This window comes from Novosphingobium aureum (assembly GCF_015865035.1).
GTDB lineage: Bacteria > Pseudomonadota > Alphaproteobacteria > Sphingomonadales > Sphingomonadaceae > Novosphingobium > Novosphingobium aureum.
This window is the reverse complement of record NZ_JADZGI010000002.1, coordinates 34,480-53,501: the sequence shown is the minus strand read 5'-3', so window position 1 is coordinate 53,501 and position 19,022 is coordinate 34,480. Positions and strand designations below refer to the sequence as shown.

The window sequence follows — 19,022 nt, the reverse complement described above, 5'->3', positions numbered from 1 at the left end:
GACTTTTGGCCGAGGCGGGAAAGTCTTGCGAATATGGCATTCCGGCCGCAAGTCGCTGGGCGTAGTTCCCGTGATCTCATGGGCTATTGCCAGTTCAGGCCTCCACATAGCCGCGGTAGGCATTGCTGTAATAATAGGGATCATGCTTGGAGCGCTTGGCCTTGTTGGTGGCCATTGTCAGGACCGTGCCCAGGACCATGCTGCGATCGTGGGAGAACTGTTCGGTTGCCAGGGCGGCTGCACTTGCCGGTGTCTGGTTCGAACGGGCGACAAAGATCGATGCGTCGGCAAGGGTGGCGACCGTGCGCGAGTCCGCTACCGCGAGGGCGGGCGGCGTATCGAGCACGACAAAATCGTATTCCCGGCGCAGGTCTTCGATCAGCGCCATCATCGTCGGCTTACTGAGGACGTCCTCAGGGATGAAGGTCTGAGTCTTGCAAGGCAGGATATCGAGTTCGCACAGGCCGTCTTTGATCAAAGCCTCGCGCCAGGACAAGCCCTTGGAAAGGACTTCGACGAGACCGTGCGACGGCGCCGCCTGGGCCAGTTCGCGCAAGCGGCCGCGGCGCAGGTCGCAGTCGACGAGGACGACGCGGTCGCCCGAGAGGGCCATGATCCGCGCCAGCCCGGCAGCGACAGTGGTCTTGCCCTCACCGGGAAGCGACGACACCACGGAAATGACCCGGGGCTTGGTATCGCTGAACATGATGTCGTTACGCAAGGTCCTGAAGGCCTCGGCAAAGGCGGACATCGGCTTGCGCTGGACGTAGTCCTCGGGCGGGACCTGCTGCCCTTCGAAGACCAGTTGCTTGCGTTCAAGGGCAGGGACGGTCGCAATGAACGGCAGCATGGTGGCCTTGGCGAGATCGTCCGACGAGACGATGCGGGTATTGGTCACTTCCTTTACGAAAATCGTGGTGAAGCTGACGATCAGGCCGAGTATGATGCCAAGCGCCGAAAACAGCATGCGATTGGGGGAGGAGGCGCGGATCGGGGGCACTGCCTCCTCGATGATCGTTGCCGTCGGCATCAGGTCGCGCTGGTCCTGCAACACCTGCTCGAGCCGGCTGGCCAACTGGTCATAGGAATCCTGCTTGGCGCCGGCCTGCTGGGTTAATGTATCGGCCACGGCGGACGCGCGTGCATTGGCCGATTGTTCGCCACGGATGGAGCCGAGACTGTTGCGCAGGCTGGCGACACGCGCCCGCGCCGAATTGACCCGGCTCTGCAGGCCGGCAACAATGCGATTGGCTTCGGACTGGAGTGCTGCTTCGAGTTGGGCGAGTTGGCGCTCGATGCGCGCGTGTTCGGGGTGTTTGGCGCCGTAGCGGGTGCTGATTTCAGCTTCCACCTGGCTGGCCTCGGCCCGCTGGCGGCGCAGGTCAGCAATCACCGGCGAGTTGAGGACCCCGGTAATCGAGCCGATGTCGCCGCGGCTGATTTGTGCCTTGGCCGCAGCCAGTTCGGCGTCGGCCGCTGCGGCTTCGCTTTCGGCCTGGGCCAACTCCATGGAAAGGGGGCCAATCTGCTGATCTGTCACGGTCCCGGCTGCTGTCGTTCCGGCGATTCCGGTTCTTGCGCGCAGTTGTGCGATGCGCGCCTGGTCTGACTGAATTTCGCCGCCAAGAGTCTCCAGGCGTCCGCTCAGCCAGCGCGCCTGCTCGCTTGCGGTGCGATTGCGATCGGCCACGGTGTGCTCGACGTAGGCACGCGCCACGGCGTTGGCGACTTGTGCCGCTTTCGCCGGCTGCGACGAGGCATAGCCGATACGGACGACGTAGTCGTCGGCGTTACGCTGCACATCGAGGCGCTTCAGGAAGGCATCGACCATGCGGTCTTCGGGAGAGCTCGCGGTCTTTGTCTCGGCTGCGGCCTCCTCGAGCAGTTCGGCATCTGCCTCGAGCCCGAGAGTGTCGATTGTCTGCTGCGCGATCTGGCGTGATTGGATGATCTGCACTTCGGTATCCATGCGCGCTTGTTCTGCTTGCGGGGCGACCGACCGAATCTCGCTGGCCCCCACTGCGCGCGCAGCCGGATCCAGCTTCACCGCAGCCGCAGCGAAATACGACGGATTCATCAGGAATGTCGCCCCCAGCGCGACGACAAATACGCCCAAGGTGATCACCACCATCAGCAGGGCATTGCGGGCAATGATGTCGAACAACTGGCGAAAGCCGAGCTCGTTGTCATTCCCGGGAAGTCCGCTTTGGCCATGGTATCCAGCCGGGGGCTGAGATTGTGAGATGAAGTCCATCCATACCTCTCGATTGGTGTCGGAGCCTTGGGCAGGGGGCATCAGAATGCAGCGGTGACGGCAATCACCCCTCGCAATTCGTCAAAGGCGGGGCCGGGCTGAGAGCCGGAGCTTGCCCTGTCGCTGTAGGTCAGGGCTCCGGTGACACGTATTGTGCGGTTGACGAGGTAGAGCGCGCCTGCCTGGCCGGCGAAGGTTGTGTCGCGCCGGTTCAGTCCCTTGAAGTTGCTGCGCTGGTACTGGGCTTGAGCAAACAGGAGCACGTGGCGCATCAATTCATGATCGACGCGGCCGAGCAGGCTCTGTGTGAAGAATCCGCTCGCGCCAACGGTAGCAGCCTCGCGAATAGTTCGTTTCGCGCCAATCGTCAGCGTGGTGAGGCCGGATGGAAAGAACTCTGCGCGCAGGTCGTAGCCCAGGCCTTGCATCTTGGCGTAGCTGTCCTTGGCGCGGAACGTGCGTTGCACCATGCCCAGCCCGACGTGGGCGCGGGCAATCCCAGCGAGGTCGAAGCTGGTCCCGGCGAGCAGGTGCAGGTCGGTGCCATCGCGATTGGGCCTGTCAGCCACCAGATCCTCGTCGTGGTCGATCCGCGACACACTGGCTTCACCGAAGGCGGAAAATTCCGGGGTGAAGGCATATTCGATACGGACACTGCCCCGCGCGAGCGTGCGATCCCGATAGTCCTGGTCGGTCGTATCGCCATCGAGATTGGTAACATCGCGGAAATCGATTCGGTTGATGTCGAAGGCTGCGGTCAGTCTGATTGGCGCGGTGGCGTAGGCGCCGCGCACAAGGCCGCGCAGTGCCGAATAGCGCAAGGGCGAGAGATTGGCGCTGGGGGCATCGCTGGCATATTGCGATTGGTATGCACGTTCGGCCCCGGCGGTAAGGTCGATGGTGAATTCCCGGGCAAGGTCGAGCCTTGCATCCAAGGCGGCGTCGAGGCCGGTCTCGTCGCGCACCGGATTTTCGGTGAAGCGGCGCAGTGATCCGCCTCCTTGCAGAGTAAGTGCGTGGCGCGACCAGTTGCTGCGCAGTCTAACCGCGGGGGCCAGTGTGAAATAAGCATCGCCGGTCTTGCCAATGCCTGCGCCGGAGCCTGCCCCTGACCCGGCGCCGAACACATTGTTGCTCGCCCCGATCCCGGCCTGGACCGATGGTAGCAAGGTGAAGCCAGCCAGCGGAATGCCGTCGGGTTCGTATTCCGGGCGAGGGCGATCGAGGACACTGACCTGGCGACCACGATCGTTGTCCATTGGGATCGCACTGTCGAGAAACGGGCCGAAGGTATTTTGTGCAAAGGCCGGTACGGGCAGGGAGCCGACGACGAGGCAGGCCATGATCCCGGCGGGACGATAAAATGCAGTGGGCGTCGTTGCGGCTGACCGGATGCTTGCGGCGAGGGGGAGACTACTGGACATAGTCGCTTCCTCCGCCGGTCTGTGGCTGCGGCAGGTCGAACAGGATTCCGCCGGCTGCATCCGGCCCTGCGCCGGTGCCTCCACGGCAGAGGTCAAGGTTGCCGCGCATGTTCATCAAGGCGGTACGCACATTCGCGTTGGGTGCGCTGACAAGCGCTTCGCCGAGGGCTTCCAGGATCATCAGGCAGGCGCGGTTGGACACCGGAGAAGCCCCACTGGCAGCACTGGCATCTGCACCAGCACCAGCACCGGTGCCGGCGCCGAGGAAACGGTCGATCGTCAAGGCGAACTGCGCTTCGTAGATGCCAGGTGCGGCGCGTTCGGGCAGGCGGGAGATGTCCGTGCGCAAAGCCTGTCTGAGCGCCTCGAGCCGAGCGCTTTCTTCGGTATCGTACTGCCCATGGGCCGGCTGCACTGGCAGCGCGATCGCGATCGATATGATGCAGGCGCAAGCGAGCAGGCCGTATGAACCTGATGTACGATGCATGATCATTCTCCGAATGTACGCAGGCGGTTTCCCGGAGTGGTCGAGCAGCGCATGGCCCGTATTTCCGAGAGGTGCTGCACCGCGGCCAATTCATGGGCAGCGACAGGCAGTGTTGGGATCGCCGCTGTCCATCCGCGAAAGGCGACGAAGGGCTGACGTGCGATCAGAAATAGCGTTCCTTGATACGCACGGTGTCTCCCGGAAAGACGTGCAGGTCCGAGGTTATTTCGACAGCTACTTCATGGCCGGAATTCGCGCGCTTGAGCAGGACAACGCGCTTGTTCGCGCGATAGGTGAAGCCTTCGGCGGCAGCCACGGCCTGAAGGACGGTCAAGCTTGACGTGTAGGGATATTCGCCTGGGTGATTGACTTCACCCAGGACATAGAATGGCCGGAACAGGCTGACTTCTGCTGTCACGATCGGGTTGTTGAGATAACCTTGCGCAAGTCGTGCGGTGATGCGGTGCGCAAGTTCGTCCGCACTGGCGCCGGAGGCATCAATGTGGCCGATAAGGGGAAAGGCGATTGTCTGGTCCGGCGCGACCTGGAATTCGCCGGACAAGTCCGGTTCGTTGAATACGGTGATGCGCACCTTGTCTCCTGCGGCCAGACGATACCGCTGGGACAGGCTTGGGGCGGAAGGTGCTACTTCCCCCGGCGACGCCTGGTATTGTTGCACTTCAGAGCAGGCGGTCGCCAGTCCCAAGGTTGCAAGAAATATATATTTATGTGCCATTACTCGCGACATTTTCGGTAAACTCCGAAACTGCTCTGCAGGCGGGAAGAGGTTCATCCTCCCCCGTCTTCGTAATGTCAGGGAACACCGAAGTGACTTCAGGGTAAAGTTCTATACGGTCTGTTTTGGACTTATGATTCGGACAAATTGGTCCGGTCCGGTGTTTTCTGGTGACGCTTAGTTTCGTGAGTTAGCCGGGGTCCATGTTTGGTACGTCTTGCCGAGGAGCGCATCGAGCAGACCGCGAAACGTCGCGAAGATTGCGATCAGGATTTCGAGGAAGAGATTGAACGGTTTTGCCCGCAGGATGCCGAGCAACAGTCCGGCGATGAGAGCCAGCGCCAGGCAAGTCAGTACGGACCAGTATCCTTCTAGCGCCAGGCCCGCGCCGAGGCAGGCCAGGCCCGCAGCGAGCAGAGGAAATCCGAACCAGCGCAGGATCTTGTGTGAGACGTATTTGTACAGCTCCAGTTTCGAGAAGCTGCGGGTGATATCGGGCCAGAGGTAGCAATGCGTATTGAAAGCTCGGCAGGCGATGCGGCGCTTGCGGTGGTATTCATCGGCGCGAAGTGTGGTGTTGCGTTCGTAGGCGACGACGTCGGGTGCGAATACGAGCCGCTGCCCGGCAAGTGGAACCGCCATGGATACGATCATGTCGTCAAGCAGATGGCCGGGCACCGCGGGGTAGAGTGCACGACGGGTCGCGAAGATCGAACCGTCGGCGCCCATGCTCGACCCCAGAGCGGATTCGCTGCGTTTGATCGCTTCTTCAAGTCGCCAGTAGAGGCCGCCGGCGAGAGCGGTCGGGCTGGCGTTTTCGTTGATGTAATGGAGCGAGCCAGCCAGTCCGCCGATAGACACATCGGCAAAATACTTGCGTATATTGGGGATAGTCTCGGGAGCAAGGATGACGTTGGCATCGGTGAATATGCAAATGTCGCCGCTGGCCTTCGCCACCAGTTGCCGCATCCCTATCGCCTTCCCGGTACGCTCGCTGGCGGCGATGAGGATCAGAATGTCGCGAGCCTCATGCAGGAGCTGCAGGGTGGCATCGCTCGACAGGTCGCAGTAGGCCAATATCTCGATATCCGGATCAACCTGCTTGATCGCCCGCAAGTTCGCGATCTTCGTCGGAAGCGAGGACTCTTCGTTGTAGGCGCAGAACATCAGGCTGAGCCGTAGCGGCTTCGTTTCGTGCTGAGTGCGCCCTGAGCCCGATGCGGGAGCGGACTGGATCGTGCAGGACCGCGCATTGTTGCGCCGTTCGAGGAACCGTAGCGTCAGCGGATAAGTCACGTAGGGATGAAGAAACAAGCTCACGAGGAGCAGGCCCATTGCCATCAAGAGATTCATCGTGACTGCCCCCTGCTTTCAAGGACGTGGATATTCCAAAGGCGTGGATTATTCGGTCCGGGCCAGTATTTCGAAAATGCCCCGAATGCGTCATTCGCAGTTGTCCCTAGGCGCTTCGCAGATGCGGCCAGAATGAACAGTGGTCACGCGCGCCGTTTACGAAGGCAGGTCTTGCAGACCGCGTCGACACGGATGTGCAGAGCGCTGCCACACGAGCTCGCAGATCGGGAGCCGCAGGACGTGGTGGCCGGGCAACGGGTGGCGCTGGTGTCGTGACGTGCGCCGTATGGCGAAGCGTCAGTAGCTGCCGTTCGAGCCCAGTACGGCAGGGATCGTGCGCAGACAGATCGTCATGTCGTAGCCAAGCGACTTGCGCCGCGCGTAAAGCGAATCGAGGCGTATCCGAGTGTCATAGGAAACGTCGTTGCGGCCGCTGATCTGCCACAACCCGGTAATGCCGGGACGGACAGAGCAGTAGTCTTCATAGCGCGCTCCGTAGCGTTCGATTTCCCCGGCAATGATGGGGCGCGGTCCGACGATGCTCATGTGCCCAAGCAGGACGTTGAGTAGCTGAGGCAGTTCGTCGAGGCTGGTCTTGCGCAGGAGGCCGCCGACCGGCGTGATGCGCGGATCCTTGCGCAACTTCTGGTCGCGAGCCCATTCGGCGCGGGCCTGCGGGTCGGTTGCAAGCAATTGCTCGAGCAACTCCTGGGCATTGATCGCCATGGAGCGAAACTTGAGGCAGGGAAAGGCCTTGCCCCCACGGCCCATCCGCTGCTGCACGAAAAGCACCGGCCCCGGGCTGCTCAGCCAGATCGTCAGGGCGACCAGCAGGAGCACCGGAAGGAACGCTGCCAGTGCCAGGGTCGAGACGCAGATGTCGAAAGCGCGAATACCGATGCCGCCCGAAGCGACGGAGCGTTTTTCTACCAGCGCTTCGCCTTCGGTGTCGCTCGTTGTGGGGGGCAGGGGGGATGCGGATGCATGGCCAATTTCAGGAAAAACGAGATCGGTGCGGTGCACCGGACGGTCTCGCCCGGTGGTGATCAATTCTTCACTATGATCGAAGGCGCGCGCGCGTCCCAGTGGAATGGCGGCGTCGTCGGCTGGTTCTTGTCCGGACTTTGCAGGTTGGCAGTAGTCGCGGCTGTCGCTTGCCCGGGGCGGTGGCGGGATACGGTCAAGCGCTCGCTTGCGTACATCTTGTGCAGTGCGTGCTTCCAGCATGGCCATGACTCCATGAACGTTGGAATTCGATTCGATGGCGCTTTGTCTTTGCGATGTCGAAGAGAGGTGGTTCTCGGATCTAGATCGCAGCGGTGCCTAAAGTTGTGCAATGCAAAAGATATGGCAATATGCATGGATACTTATGTATATGTTCTGGTTGTTGTGATCTTTGTGAATTTTGTGGTGTAATAACTGGAAAGTATTATGGGTTTCATCGCTCGATGTGCTCGTGCGGCATTTTTCACAGGCCGCCTGCCCGTCGCCTTGTGAACCCACTTGCCAAGGGGGCTGTGTGCGCTGCACAAGAGCATGATGCGAATAGCCATTGTCGACGAGAGCGCGGCTAGGGCCTCGATCATCCAGGAAGGGCTTGCCGCGCTCGACGACTGCGAGCTCTTCGTGGTGACCGAGCGGCGCGGGCTGCTTGCGCGCATGGCGCAGATTGATCCGGACATCGTGCTCATGGACCTCGGCAACCCCTCGCGCGACGTGCTCGAGGAGTATTTTGCCGTGAGCCGCGCTCTGGCCCGTCCGATTGCGATGTTCGTCGACGAATCGGACGACGATGCGATCATCGCGTCAGTCGAGGCAGGGGTGTCGTCCTATGTCGTCGACGGGCTCGCGCCGGGACGAATACGTCCCATACTTGATCTTGCGATCACCCGCTTCAATGCCTTCTCGCGGCTCCAGCGCGATCTTGCCGAGGCCAAGGGCAAGCTCGTCGAGCGCGAGACGATCGACAAGGCAAAGCGGATATTGATGCAGAGCAAGGGGCTGCCCGAGCCCAAGGCCTATGCGGAACTGCGCCGGGCCGCGATGAACCAGGGCAAGCGGATCATCGAAGTGGCCGAGGCGATCGTGACCGCGAACGAGCTGCTCGGTGCCGCGTGACGGGGCGCGGTTATCGGGACTGGCCTGCAATGCAGGCCGCTGGGGCGCCGGTAAAGGCGTGAGCAAGAGAACAAGGGGCCTCGAGCCTCGGAGGGATTTCGTGAAGTGACTGCCGAACTGACAATCGGGTTTCTGCCGCTGGTAGATGCATGCCTGCCGATCCTCGCGCAGGAACATGGCTTTGCCGAGAGCGAGGGGCTCTCGCTTTCCTTCATCAAGGACCTGAGCTGGGCGACGGTGCTCGATCGCCTGCTCTACGGGCACAGCGATGCTGCGCACATGGTCGCGCCGCTGGCGATCGCGGCGACGCTGGGCAAAGGACGCCCCGCGCAGCCGCTCTCCGCGCCGTTCGTACTGGGGCTCAACGGCAATGCCATAACCCTCAGTCCGGAACTGGCGCGCTCGGTGGCGAGCCCGGGCAGTATCGGCGATCCCGCCGAGGTGGGCGCGGCGCTTCGCGAAATCGTGCAGGAGAGGTTCGCCAGCAGCGGCAAGCGCCTGACCTTCGGCGTCGTTCATCGCTATTCCAGCCATAATTATATGCTGCGCTACTGGCTCGCGGCCTGCGGAATTCGTCCCGACGAGGATGTCGATATCGCGACCGTTCCCCCGCCCTACTGCGCCGAGGCACTCCAGCGCGGCGACGTCGACGGGATTTGCGTCGGCGAGCCGTGGAACTCGGTCGCGGTGGAGCAGGGCGCGGGTGAGATCGTGCTGTCGACAGCACAGATTTGGCGGCGCGGCGTCGAGAAGGTGCTCGCCATGCGCGAGCCGGTGATGGAGGAGAAGCGCGAGAGCGTGATGCGTCTCATCCGCGCGCTGTGCCGGGCCGCTGCGCATTTCGTCGATCCGGTGAACTGGGAGCTCAATTCCGCCATCCTTGCCAGGCCGCAATATCTTGATGGATCGGCAGAATTGATCAGGCGGGCGATCTCGGACCAGCTGCTTCTGGCGCAGGGCGGGGACCTCGTCCACTTCCCCGATTTCATGTTCCAGTATCGCGAGGCGGCCAATTTCCCCTGGGTCAGCCAGGCGCAGTGGCTCTACTCGCAGATGGTGCGCTGGGACGGCTCTGTTTACGACCCGCAAGAGGCGCTGCGGGCGGGGCGCGTGTTCCGTCCCGACATCTATCGCGCCGCGCTGAGCGGTACGAAGGAACCGCTTCCGGGGGCCAGTTCCAAGGTCGAGGGGAGCCTCGACGTGCCCACCGTAGTCGGTACGCAACAGGGGCGTATGACGCTGGAACCAAACAGGTTTTTCGATGGCCTCGAGTTCGACCCGCAAGACATCGAGGGGTACCTCGCCAAGCTGTCGTGAACCCGTGATTTCCGAATTCGTTTAAAAATCGCTTGCCGCAAAAGGTGCGAATCGCTTACACAAATAGGCGAACGGTTCGATTGGCCCTCAAGGACGAGGGGTTCTGGCAAGCGGACTGATCTTCGAAAATTCGTGGCAAAGCAGCCGCCCGTCGTGATCCATCCCGGATCTGCGTCGAGGCGGTTTTTTGCGTTTGGTTTCTGGGGTTGTCGTTTCTAAGCGGGGAAGAGTTTCGATGGGTACTGAACGGGGTTTCGTCTTTTCGCGTCGCGCTGCACTTGGTGCGCTTCTTGCCAGCGTCGCACTCGCTGGTTGCGGGGGCGGTGACAAGGCACCCTCGCAAGAGGCGATCGAGGCTGCCAAGGCCGGCGGTGCGGTTGAGAAGCCCGTGCTCAAGCTCGGCTTCATCAAGCTCACCGACATGGCCCCGCTCGCCATCGCCAAGGAGAAGGGCTTCTTTGCCGAGGAAGGCCTCAACGTCACGCTCGAGCCGCAGGCCAACTGGAAGGTCCTTCTCGACGGCGTGATCGGCGGCCAGCTCGACGGAGCGCACATGCTCGCCGGCCAGCCCATCGCCGCGACCATCGGCTACGGCACCAAGGCCGAGCTGATCGCGCCGCTCAGCCTCGATCTCAACGGCAATGCCATCACCGTCTCGAACAAGGTCTGGGACATGGTGAAGGGCGACCTCAAGCGCAGCGCCGACGGCAAGCCGGTCCACCCGATCTCGGCCTCGGTGCTCCAGCCTGTGGTCAAGAGCTTCGCGCAGCAGGGCAAGCCCTTCAACATGGGCATGGTCTTCCCGGTCTCGACCCACAACTACGAGCTGCGCTACTGGCTCGCGGCGGGCGGCCTGAACCCGGGATACTACACACCGGGCGACATCAAGGGCACGACCTCGGCCGACGTCCAGCTCTCGGTTACCCCGCCGCCGCAGATGCCTGCAACGCTCGAGGCCGGCACCATCGAGGGATACTGCGTGGGCGAGCCCTGGAACCAGGCTGCCGTGCAGAAGAAGATCGGCGTGCCGATCGTGACCGACGACGAGATCTGGCACGACAATCCCGAGAAGGTCTTCTCGATCCGCAAGGACTTTGCCGAGAAGTACCCGGGGACCACCGCTGCGATGCTGCGCGCGATCATCAAGGCGCAGCAGTGGCTCGACGCCGACGGCGGCAAGAACCGCGCCGAGGCGGTGAAGATCCTCAGCCAGCCCAACTACGTCGGCGCCGACGAGGCCGTGATCGCCGCCTCGATGACTGGCAAGTTCACCTTCGAGCCGGGCGACACCCGCGATGCGCCGGGCTTCAACATCTTCTTCGATAAATTCGCCGGTTATCCCTACTACTCGGATGCCATCTGGTACCTCACCCAGATGCGCCGCTGGGGCCAGATCCCGGCCGATCATCCCGATCAGTGGTACTTCGACCAGGCCAAGGCGGTCTATCGTCCCGACCTCTATCTCTCGGCGGCCAAGCAACTCGCCGACAAGGGCGTGATCCCCGCCGCCGCGATCCCCGAGACCGACGGTTTCCGCGGTGAGCAGGACGGCTTCATTGATGGAATTACCTACGACGGCAAGCAGCCCAATGCTTACCTCGCCAAGTTCAAGATCGGCCTCAAGCAGGGCCAGAAGGTGACTGCCTCGGGCGTCACCGGGAAGTGACAAACGGCTAATTCTACAGGAGAATACCGATGGCTACTGTCTTTGCCGATCACCGGCCGGTTGCCCCGGCCCCGAAACAGACGGAGAATGGCGTGACTTACGATCAGGGCGCCGCGCGCGCGACCGAACTCGAGCCTGCCGCTACTTCGCTGGCTCAGGAACTTGCCACGGCAAGCGAGACGAAGAGCGCTCCGGCACCAGCCGTGCCAAGCCCTTGGGCCGACAAGCTGGGTAAGCTGGGCAAGTCGCTCCTCGCACCTGTCCTCGGTATTCTCGCCTTCCTCGGCCTGTGGGCGGCACTTGCCCCGACTGTCGACACTTCGCTCGGCGCATTGCCCGGACCGGTCGAGGTCGCAGAGCAGGGCGTGGCGCTGTTCGGTGAGTGGCAGGCCTCTAACGAGGCCAAGGCCGAATTCTACGCAGCGCAGGATGCACGCATCGCCGCCGGCACGCAGGCCATGGCCTTCGACTACGCCGGGCCGCCGACCTTCCTCGATCAGGTCGTGACCTCGCTCGAGACGGTTGCGCTTGGCTTCGTGCTCGCCACCGTCGTCGCGGTGCCGATCGGGCTTGCCGCGGGTCTCTCGCCGCTGTTCAACGCCGCGATCAACCCGCTGATCCAGATCATGAAGCCGGTCAGCCCGCTCGCCTGGCTGCCGATCGTGACCATGGTCGTGTCCGCCACGATCACCAGCGCCGACCCGATGCTCGCCAAGAGCTTCGTGATCTCGGCCATCGTGGTGACGCTGTGCTCCTTGTGGCCCACGCTCATCAACACCGCCGTCGGCACCGCCTCGATCGACAAGGACCTCCTGAACGTCGGGCGCGTGCTCAAGCTCGGCACTTTCCAGAAGCTGACCAAGCTCGTGCTGCCTTCCTCGCTGCCCTACATCTTCACTGGCATGCGCCTCTCGCTGGGCGTGGGCTGGATGGTGCTGATCGCGGCGGAAATGCTCGCGCAGAACCCGGGGCTGGGCAAGTTCGTGTGGGACGAGTTCCAGAACGGCTCGAGCCAGTCGCTCGCCCGCATCATGTTCGCGGTCATCGTTATCGGCCTTATCGGCTTCCTGCTCGATCGCCTGATGATGACGCTGCAGAACCTCGTCAGCCGCAACCACGCCGTCTGATCCCAGACCGACACGATCCCACACCGATACAAGGAACCGATGCCATGGCGACGATCCTCTCGCTCAAGGGTGTGACCAAGTCCTATACCGGCCAGTCGGGCGCGGTGACCAATGTCCTCGACGGCATCGACCTCGATGTCGAGGAGGGCGAGTTCATCGCGATCCTGGGCTTTTCCGGCGCGGGCAAGACGACGCTCATCTCCACCGTCGCAGGTCTGGTCGAGCCCGACGCGGGCGAGATCCGCCTGCGCGGCGCGCCGATCGACGGTCCGGGCAAGGACCGGGGGCTCGTCTTCCAGTCCTACTCGCTGTTCCCGTGGCTGACGGTCGAGAAGAACGTCGCGCTTGCCGTCGATGCCGTCCACAAGGACCGCAGCAAGGCCGAGCGTGCCGCGCTGGTCCGCCAGAAGGTCGAGCTGGTCGGTCTAGGCCATGCCATGGACCGCAAGCCTGCACAGCTTTCGGGCGGCATGCGCCAGCGCGTCTCGGTGGCCCGTGCGCTTGCCATGGAACCCGAGATCCTGCTGCTCGACGAGCCGCTCTCCGCACTCGACGCGCTCACCCGCGCCAAGCTGCAAGACGAGATCGAGCGTATCCGCAAGGAAGAGAAGCGCACCATCATCCTCGTCACCAACGACGTTGACGAGGCGCTGCTGCTGGCCGACCGCGTGGCCGTGCTGACCCCTGCGCCCGCCGCGCGGATCGGTCAGGTCTTCACCGTCGACGTGCCGCGTCCGCGCGAGCGCGAGGCGGTCAACGACGACGCACATTTCCAGGCGCTGCGCCGCGAGATCGTGGGCTACCTCGGCGCGCTCAACGAAGCGGGATCGAGCGTCGGCGACAGCAGCGTCGCGTTGCCCGACGTGGTGCCGATCGACCTCTTCGCCAAGGGCGATGACAAGGCCGGGGAAAGCCTGCCCAAGGCCTATGTCGAGGCGGGCCAGTCGGCGGTCGAGAACCGCTACCTCGAATTCTTCAAGCTGCACAAGGTTTACCCCACGCCCAAGGGGCCACTGACCGTGGTCGAGGATTTCAACCTCATCATGAACAAGGGCGAGTTCGTCTCGCTCATCGGCCACTCGGGCTGCGGCAAGTCGACCGTGCTGACGATGGCGGCGGGTCTCAACGAGATCAGCGCGGGCGGCATCGTGCTCGACAACCGCGAGATCAGCGGTGCCGGGCCCGACAAGGCGGTTGTCTTCCAGGCACCCAGCCTGATGCCCTGGCTCACCGCGCGCCAGAACGTCTCGCTGGGTGTCGAGCGCGTCTACCCCCATGCGGGCAAGGCCGAGCGGCAGGACATCGTCGACTACTACCTCGAGCGTGTTGGACTTGGCGATGCCATGGACAAGATGGCGGCCGAGATGTCGAACGGCATGCGTCAGCGTGTCGGCATCGCGCGCGCCTTTGCGCTGAGCCCGCGCCTGCTGTTGCTCGACGAGCCCTTCGGCATGCTCGACAGCCTGACCCGCTGGGACCTGCAGGACGTGCTGGTCGAGACTTGGAACCGCACCAAGGTCACCGCGATCATGGTCACGCATGACGTCGACGAGGCGATCCTGCTCGCCGACCGGGTCGTAATGATGACCAACGGTCCGCGCGCAACCATCGGCAAGGTGCTCAAGGTCGACCTGCCGCGCCCGCGCGACCGCAAGGCGCTGCTCGATGATCCGAAATTCTACCAGTACCGTCAGGAAGTGCTGCACTTCCTTGCCGAATACGATCACGGGCCTGCCAGCAAGGCGGCCTGATTCCGGAACCGCAAGAGCGGTCTGAGGGAAACCCGGCGGCGGCTGGCCGTCGCCGGGACAGTTCAAGGCCCCGCACGAGACGGGGTCCGGCGCGCGCTCATGAGGGGCGGGAGGCAGGCAAGGGTGCCTGTCGTCCGAAGCGCTGAACGCAAGGCCGCTTCAGGGAGCGGCCCGGCCACGGCGGGCAACGAGGTCTGCCTTCGATCCAGTTCATGGAAGCAATCGGCGTGCCCGCTCGGGGGTGGGGCGCCATCGGAGGTACGTCACGATGAAGACCATTTCTGCCATTGCAATTCTCGCTACCGGCTGCGCGGCTCTCGCCATCTCGGCGCCCGCCCAGGCCAAGGCCGGTGATCCGGTCAAGGTGAGCGAAGACCTCACGATCGATCCGATCATCGACGGTCTGCTGCGCTACGAGCACGTCGATCAGGACCAGATCGACCGCGATGCCGATGCCCTGACGATGCGCATGCGCGCCGGTGCCGAAGTGCGCAGCCACGGCTTCGCGGTCCTCGCCGAGGCCGAGGGCACGCTCGCGATCATCGACGACTACAACGACACCATTCCCGGCAACAACGGCTACCTCGGGGCAGAGCCCTATTCGGTGGTGGCCGATCCCGAGAGCATCGAGCTCAACCGCCTGCAGCTCTCGTGGAGCGGCAAGCCCGGCTCGCTCACCGTCGGTCGCCAGCGCATCATTCTCGACAACGCGCGTTTCGTCGGCAACGTCGGCTGGCGCCAGAACGAGCAGACCTTCGATGCCGTTCGTGGCCAGGCCAAGTTCGGTCCGGTGATGATCGATGCGACTTATGCCATGTCGCAGCGCACGATCTTCGGCTCGGAAAGCCCCAATAGCCACTTCGACGGCGACTTCGCCTTCATCCAGGCCGGGGTCGATCTCAAGGGCCTCAAGATCAAGGGCTTCGCACACCTGATCGACTACGACACGCGCCTTGCCTATTCGAGCCAGACCTATGGCGTGCTGGCGAGTGGATCGGTGCCGCTCGGCGACAAGTTCAAGCTCGAGGCCTCGGCGACCTATGCCCGGCAGAGCGACTTCGGCCAGAGCCCGCTCAACTACTCGGCCGATTACATCCAGGGCGAACTCGGTTTCTCGCTCGCCGGTTTCGGCGTGAAGGCGGGTTACGAGGAACTGGGCAGCGACGATGGCATCGCCGCCTTCCAGACCCCGCTCGCGACCGCGCATGCCTTCAATGGCTGGGCCGACCTGTTCCTGTCCACACCTGCCGACGGACTTCAGGACCTCTACGGCGGCTTGTCCAAGTCGCTCGGCAATGCAGGCCCTCTCAAGGGTCTGAAGGCGGCCGTCATCTACCACGAGTTCGACAGCGACACCGGCGGCTTCGACTACGGCAGCGAGTGGGATGCTCAGCTGGGCTTCACCGTCGCCAACTACGCGGTGCTGCTCAAGTACGCGAATTACAACGCCAAGGATTTCGGCACCGATACCGAGAAGTTCTGGGTCCAGCTCGGCTTCAAGTTCTGACTTAACGGACAGGGGAGTACACGATCATGGCATATCTTGCGCCGACCGAATTCGTCACGAAGCTCATCGATGCCGGTGAGTCCAAGATCATGATGTCGACCAAGGACACGCTGGTGCGCGCCTACATGGCCGGCGCCATCCTCGCGCTGGCTGCGGCCTTCGCGGTCACCATCAACGTCCAGACCGGCCAGCCGCTCGCGGGCGCCGTGCTGTTCCCGGTGGGCTTCTGCATGCTCTACCTGCTGGGCTACGACCTGCTCACCGGCGTCTTCGTGCTGTGCCCGATGGCGGTCTGGGACAAGCGCCCGGGCTGCACCTGGGGCGGGGTCGCGCGCAACTGGGGCCTGGTCTTCACCGGCAACTTCGCCGGCGCGCTGACCACCGCCGTTCTCATGGCGATCTACTGGACCTATGGCTTCTCGACCGAACCAGCCGAAGTCGGCGCCAAGATGGCGGTGATCGGCGAGAAGCGCACCGTCGGCTATGCTGCCTATGGCGCGGCGGGCTGGCTCACCATCTTCGTGCGCGCGGTCATGTGCAACTGGATGGTCTCGACCGGCGTCGTCGGCGCGCAGATCTCCACTTCGGTCTCGGGCAAGGTCATCGCGATGTGGATGCCGATCATGCTGTTCTTCTACATGGTCTTCGAGCACTCGATCGTGAACATGTTCCTGTTCCCGACCGGCCTGATGCTCGGCGGCAACTTCACCATCGGCGACTACCTCGTGTGGAACGAGATCCCGGTCGTGCTCGGCAACGTGGTCGGCGGCCTGACCTTCACCGGGCTGATGCTCTACTCGACCCACCGCAAGACCTCGCCCAAGCGGGTCGTCAAGATCGCTGCCTGATAGTCCCCTGGCAGTGGACGAAGGGTCGGGAACGCGTGCTCGCATACCACGTGATTTCCGGCCCTTCGTCACGCGATCGAAAGAGGGGGCCATGGCCGCTCAACTGACCGTCAGGCACGGCGTCTGCTCGCTGCCTGGCCTCAAGGACGAGAACCAGGATTTCGCGGACGCCTGCGTGCCCGGACCGGTCGCCCTGACGCTCAAGGGCGCCGCCTTCGCGCTTGCGGACGGGATCAGTACCAGTGCGAGGGGGCGCGAGGCCGCGCAGGTGGCGGTCTCCTCGTTCCTGATCGACTATCTCGCGACCCCGGAAGCCTGGTCGGTGCGCACCAGCGCCGAGCGCGTGATCAGCGCGGTCAATTCCTGGTTGTTCGCGCGCAATACCGGTGAGAGCGATCCGCACCTCGAGGATGGCGAGCGGGAACGCGGGCTGGTCTGCACCTTCAGCGCGCTCGTGCTCAAGGGGCGCTCAGCCTACGTATTTCACGCCGGGGACAGCCGGGTGACGCATGTCTCGCACGCCTGCGCGCGGATCCTGACCGAACCGCACCGGGTCGATCTGGGGGGAGGGGAGAGCCTTCTCGCGCGCGCGCTCGGCATCGGGCGGCAGGTGGAGATCGATCACCGGCAGGTCCCGGTGAGCGCGGGTGATGTCTTCATCTTGACCAGCGATGGGGTGCACGATCACCTGCCGCCTGCCGCGCTGCTGGCCGCGGCGCGCAACGAGGACTGCGAGGAGGCCGCGCGCTCGCTCGTCGAAGCCGCGCTGCAGGCCGGGAGCCGCGACAATCTGACTGCACAGGTCGTGCGCATCGACACTCTGCCCGATGGCCATCTCGACGATGTAATTGGCGAGGACGTGACCTTGCCGCCTGCGCCCCTGCTCAGTGCCGGGCAGCACTTCGAGGGCCTCTCGATCCTGCGCACGCTCCATTCGGGACATCGCAGCCACGTCTATCTGGTACGCGAGGAGGCGAGCGGGCGGCGACTGGTGCTCAAGGCACCCTCGACCGAAAATGCGGGCGATCCGGATGCGCTGCGCCATCTCATGCTCGAGGAATGGGTGGCGCGCCGGGTGCGCAGCGGGCATGTCCTGCAGGCCCCGCCACCATCCTCGGCGCGCCGCCATGCCTATGCGCTCTTCGATCACTTGGAAGGCGAGACGCTCGAGGACTGGGCTCATGTGCGCCGCGAGACCGACCTCGCCGCAGTGCGCGCGATCGTCAAGCAGGTGGCGAGCGGGCTGCTCGCGCTGCATCGCCGCGAGATCCTGCATTGTGACTTGCGGCCCGCCAACGTCATGATCGATGGGGAGGGTACCGTTCGGATCATCGATTTCGGATCGGCACTGGTCGCGGGCCTCGAGGAAATCGCACCGCGTGCCGCGGACGCGATCCATGCCGGAACCATGCAGTTCACCGCGCCCGAGATATGGCTGGGACACATGCCCAGCCGCGCCTCGGACCTGTGGTCGCTGGGCGCGCTGACCTATTTCCTGCTCACCGGAAGCCTTCCCTACGGCCCGCGGCTGAGCGCGGCGCGCACGCGCAGTGCCCAGCGCAAGCTGCGCTATATCCCCGCAAGCGAGGTGAACCCGCAGGTGCCTGAGTGGATGGACGCGGCCGTGGCCCGCGCCGTCGCGCTCGACCCCGCGCAGCGTTACGCCGAGCTATCGGAATTCACCTACGATCTGGGCAAGCCGAACCCCTCGCTTGCCGCAGTGGGCCCGCGTCCGCTGCTCGCCCGCAAGCCCGAGCGGGTGTGGCAGGCGATCAGTGCGCTGCTGGCCGCAGCGCTGCTGGCCTCGCTGCTGGCGCCGCGCGCGCCCGGCCCAGTTCCATCCATCACCGCCAAGACCAAGGAGAGAGCACGATGATGACCAAGAGCGATGTCACCGCGATGATCCGCGCGAAGAAGCGCGAGAGCGGCATTACCTGGGCCGCGATCGCCGAGGCCACCGGGCTTGGCGAGGTCTTCGTGACCTCCGCCTGCCTTGGCATGAACAGCCTCTCGCCCGAGCCAGCGGGCAAGCTGGTCGACTTTCTGGGGCTTCCCGCCGAGGCTGCGATCGTGCTTGCCGAGTATCCGACCAAGACTTTTGCCCAGACCGTGCCCACCGATCCGTGCATCTACCGCTGGTACGAGATCACGGGAGTCTTCGGTGAGGCATTCAAGGAACTGGTCCAGGAAAAGTTCGGCGACGGGATCATGAGTGCGATCGATTTCGACATGGAAATCAATCGCATAACCCACGAAAAGGGCGACCGCGTCGAGGTCGTGATGAGCGGCAAATTCCTGCCTTACAAGTCCTGGTGATGCCGCTCTGGTGTCCCGCCTTTTTTCGGGGCGGGATGCTTTTTTGGCAGGTGGACGCAAAAACAGGCTTGCTGCAAACCTGCCGAATCAGTTAAACAAGACATAGCAAGATTGCGCC

The 19,022-nt window shown here is 63.5% G+C and carries 15 protein-coding genes; 9 read left to right on the top strand and 6 right to left on the bottom strand.

Annotated features, from left to right (window positions below):
* Window positions 1-94 precede the first annotated feature (94 nt).
* The 6 genes from I5E68_RS13480 to I5E68_RS13455 form a co-directional block, all read right to left on the bottom strand.
* Complete coding sequence (locus I5E68_RS13480; protein WP_197164938.1) at window positions 95-2,254, bottom strand: GumC family protein; 2,160 nt, start codon at window positions 2,252-2,254, stop codon at window positions 95-97.
* 41 nt (window positions 2,255-2,295) lie between these two features.
* Entirely contained in the window at window positions 2,296-3,597 is a 1,302-nt protein-coding gene (locus tag I5E68_RS13475) for an outer membrane beta-barrel protein (protein ID WP_197164936.1), read from the bottom strand.
* A 70-nt stretch (window positions 3,598-3,667) separates the two neighbouring features.
* Complete coding sequence (locus I5E68_RS13470) at window positions 3,668-4,171, bottom strand: hypothetical protein (RefSeq protein ID WP_197164935.1); 504 nt, start codon at window positions 4,169-4,171, stop codon at window positions 3,668-3,670.
* Window positions 4,172-4,328: 157 nt separating this feature from the next.
* The gene (locus tag I5E68_RS13465) at window positions 4,329-4,958 is read right to left on the bottom strand and encodes a polysaccharide biosynthesis/export family protein (protein ID WP_228727191.1); all 630 of its coding nucleotides are present in this window, start codon (window positions 4,956-4,958) and stop codon (window positions 4,329-4,331) included.
* A gap of 120 nt (window positions 4,959-5,078) precedes the next feature.
* Window positions 5,079-6,254, bottom strand: a complete 1,176-nt coding sequence (locus I5E68_RS13460) for a glycosyltransferase (protein ID WP_197164934.1) — start codon at window positions 6,252-6,254, stop codon at window positions 5,079-5,081.
* Between the two features lie 297 nt (window positions 6,255-6,551).
* Window positions 6,552-7,487: a sugar transferase gene (locus I5E68_RS13455; protein ID WP_228727190.1), complete on the bottom strand. Its 936-nt coding sequence runs from the start codon at window positions 7,485-7,487 to the stop codon at window positions 6,552-6,554.
* A gap of 306 nt (window positions 7,488-7,793) precedes the next feature.
* Here I5E68_RS13455 and I5E68_RS13450 point away from each other — a divergent pair, with 306 nt between their 5' ends.
* From I5E68_RS13450 to cynS, 9 genes are all read left to right on the top strand, one after another.
* Complete coding sequence (locus I5E68_RS13450; RefSeq protein ID WP_197165640.1) at window positions 7,794-8,372, top strand: ANTAR domain-containing response regulator; 579 nt, start codon at window positions 7,794-7,796, stop codon at window positions 8,370-8,372.
* Window positions 8,373-8,477: 105 nt separating this feature from the next.
* Complete coding sequence (locus I5E68_RS13445; RefSeq protein ID WP_197164932.1) at window positions 8,478-9,689, top strand: ABC transporter substrate-binding protein; 1,212 nt, start codon at window positions 8,478-8,480, stop codon at window positions 9,687-9,689.
* A 235-nt stretch (window positions 9,690-9,924) separates the two neighbouring features.
* Window positions 9,925-11,355: a CmpA/NrtA family ABC transporter substrate-binding protein gene (locus I5E68_RS13440; RefSeq protein ID WP_197164931.1), complete on the top strand. Its 1,431-nt coding sequence runs from the start codon at window positions 9,925-9,927 to the stop codon at window positions 11,353-11,355.
* Between the two features lie 29 nt (window positions 11,356-11,384).
* Window positions 11,385-12,482, top strand: a complete 1,098-nt coding sequence (locus tag I5E68_RS13435; protein WP_197164930.1) for an ABC transporter permease — start codon at window positions 11,385-11,387, stop codon at window positions 12,480-12,482.
* Between the two features lie 44 nt (window positions 12,483-12,526).
* On the top strand, window positions 12,527-14,233 hold the full coding sequence (locus I5E68_RS13430; RefSeq protein ID WP_197164928.1) for an ABC transporter ATP-binding protein: 1,707 nt from the start codon (window positions 12,527-12,529) through the stop codon (window positions 14,231-14,233).
* A gap of 268 nt (window positions 14,234-14,501) precedes the next feature.
* On the top strand, window positions 14,502-15,740 hold the full coding sequence (locus I5E68_RS13425) for an alginate export family protein (RefSeq protein ID WP_197164926.1): 1,239 nt from the start codon (window positions 14,502-14,504) through the stop codon (window positions 15,738-15,740).
* A gap of 26 nt (window positions 15,741-15,766) precedes the next feature.
* Window positions 15,767-16,588, top strand: a complete 822-nt coding sequence (locus I5E68_RS13420; RefSeq protein ID WP_197164924.1) for a formate/nitrite transporter family protein — start codon at window positions 15,767-15,769, stop codon at window positions 16,586-16,588.
* 91 nt (window positions 16,589-16,679) lie between these two features.
* A complete protein-coding gene (locus I5E68_RS13415) occupies window positions 16,680-18,464 on the top strand; it encodes a bifunctional protein-serine/threonine kinase/phosphatase (protein ID WP_197164922.1) in 1,785 nt (594 codons plus the stop codon).
* Entirely contained in the window at window positions 18,461-18,904 is a 444-nt protein-coding gene (cynS, locus tag I5E68_RS13410; protein ID WP_197164920.1) for a cyanase, read from the top strand. The genes I5E68_RS13415 and cynS overlap by 4 nt, the downstream gene beginning before the upstream one ends.
* Window positions 18,905-19,022 lie beyond the last annotated feature (118 nt).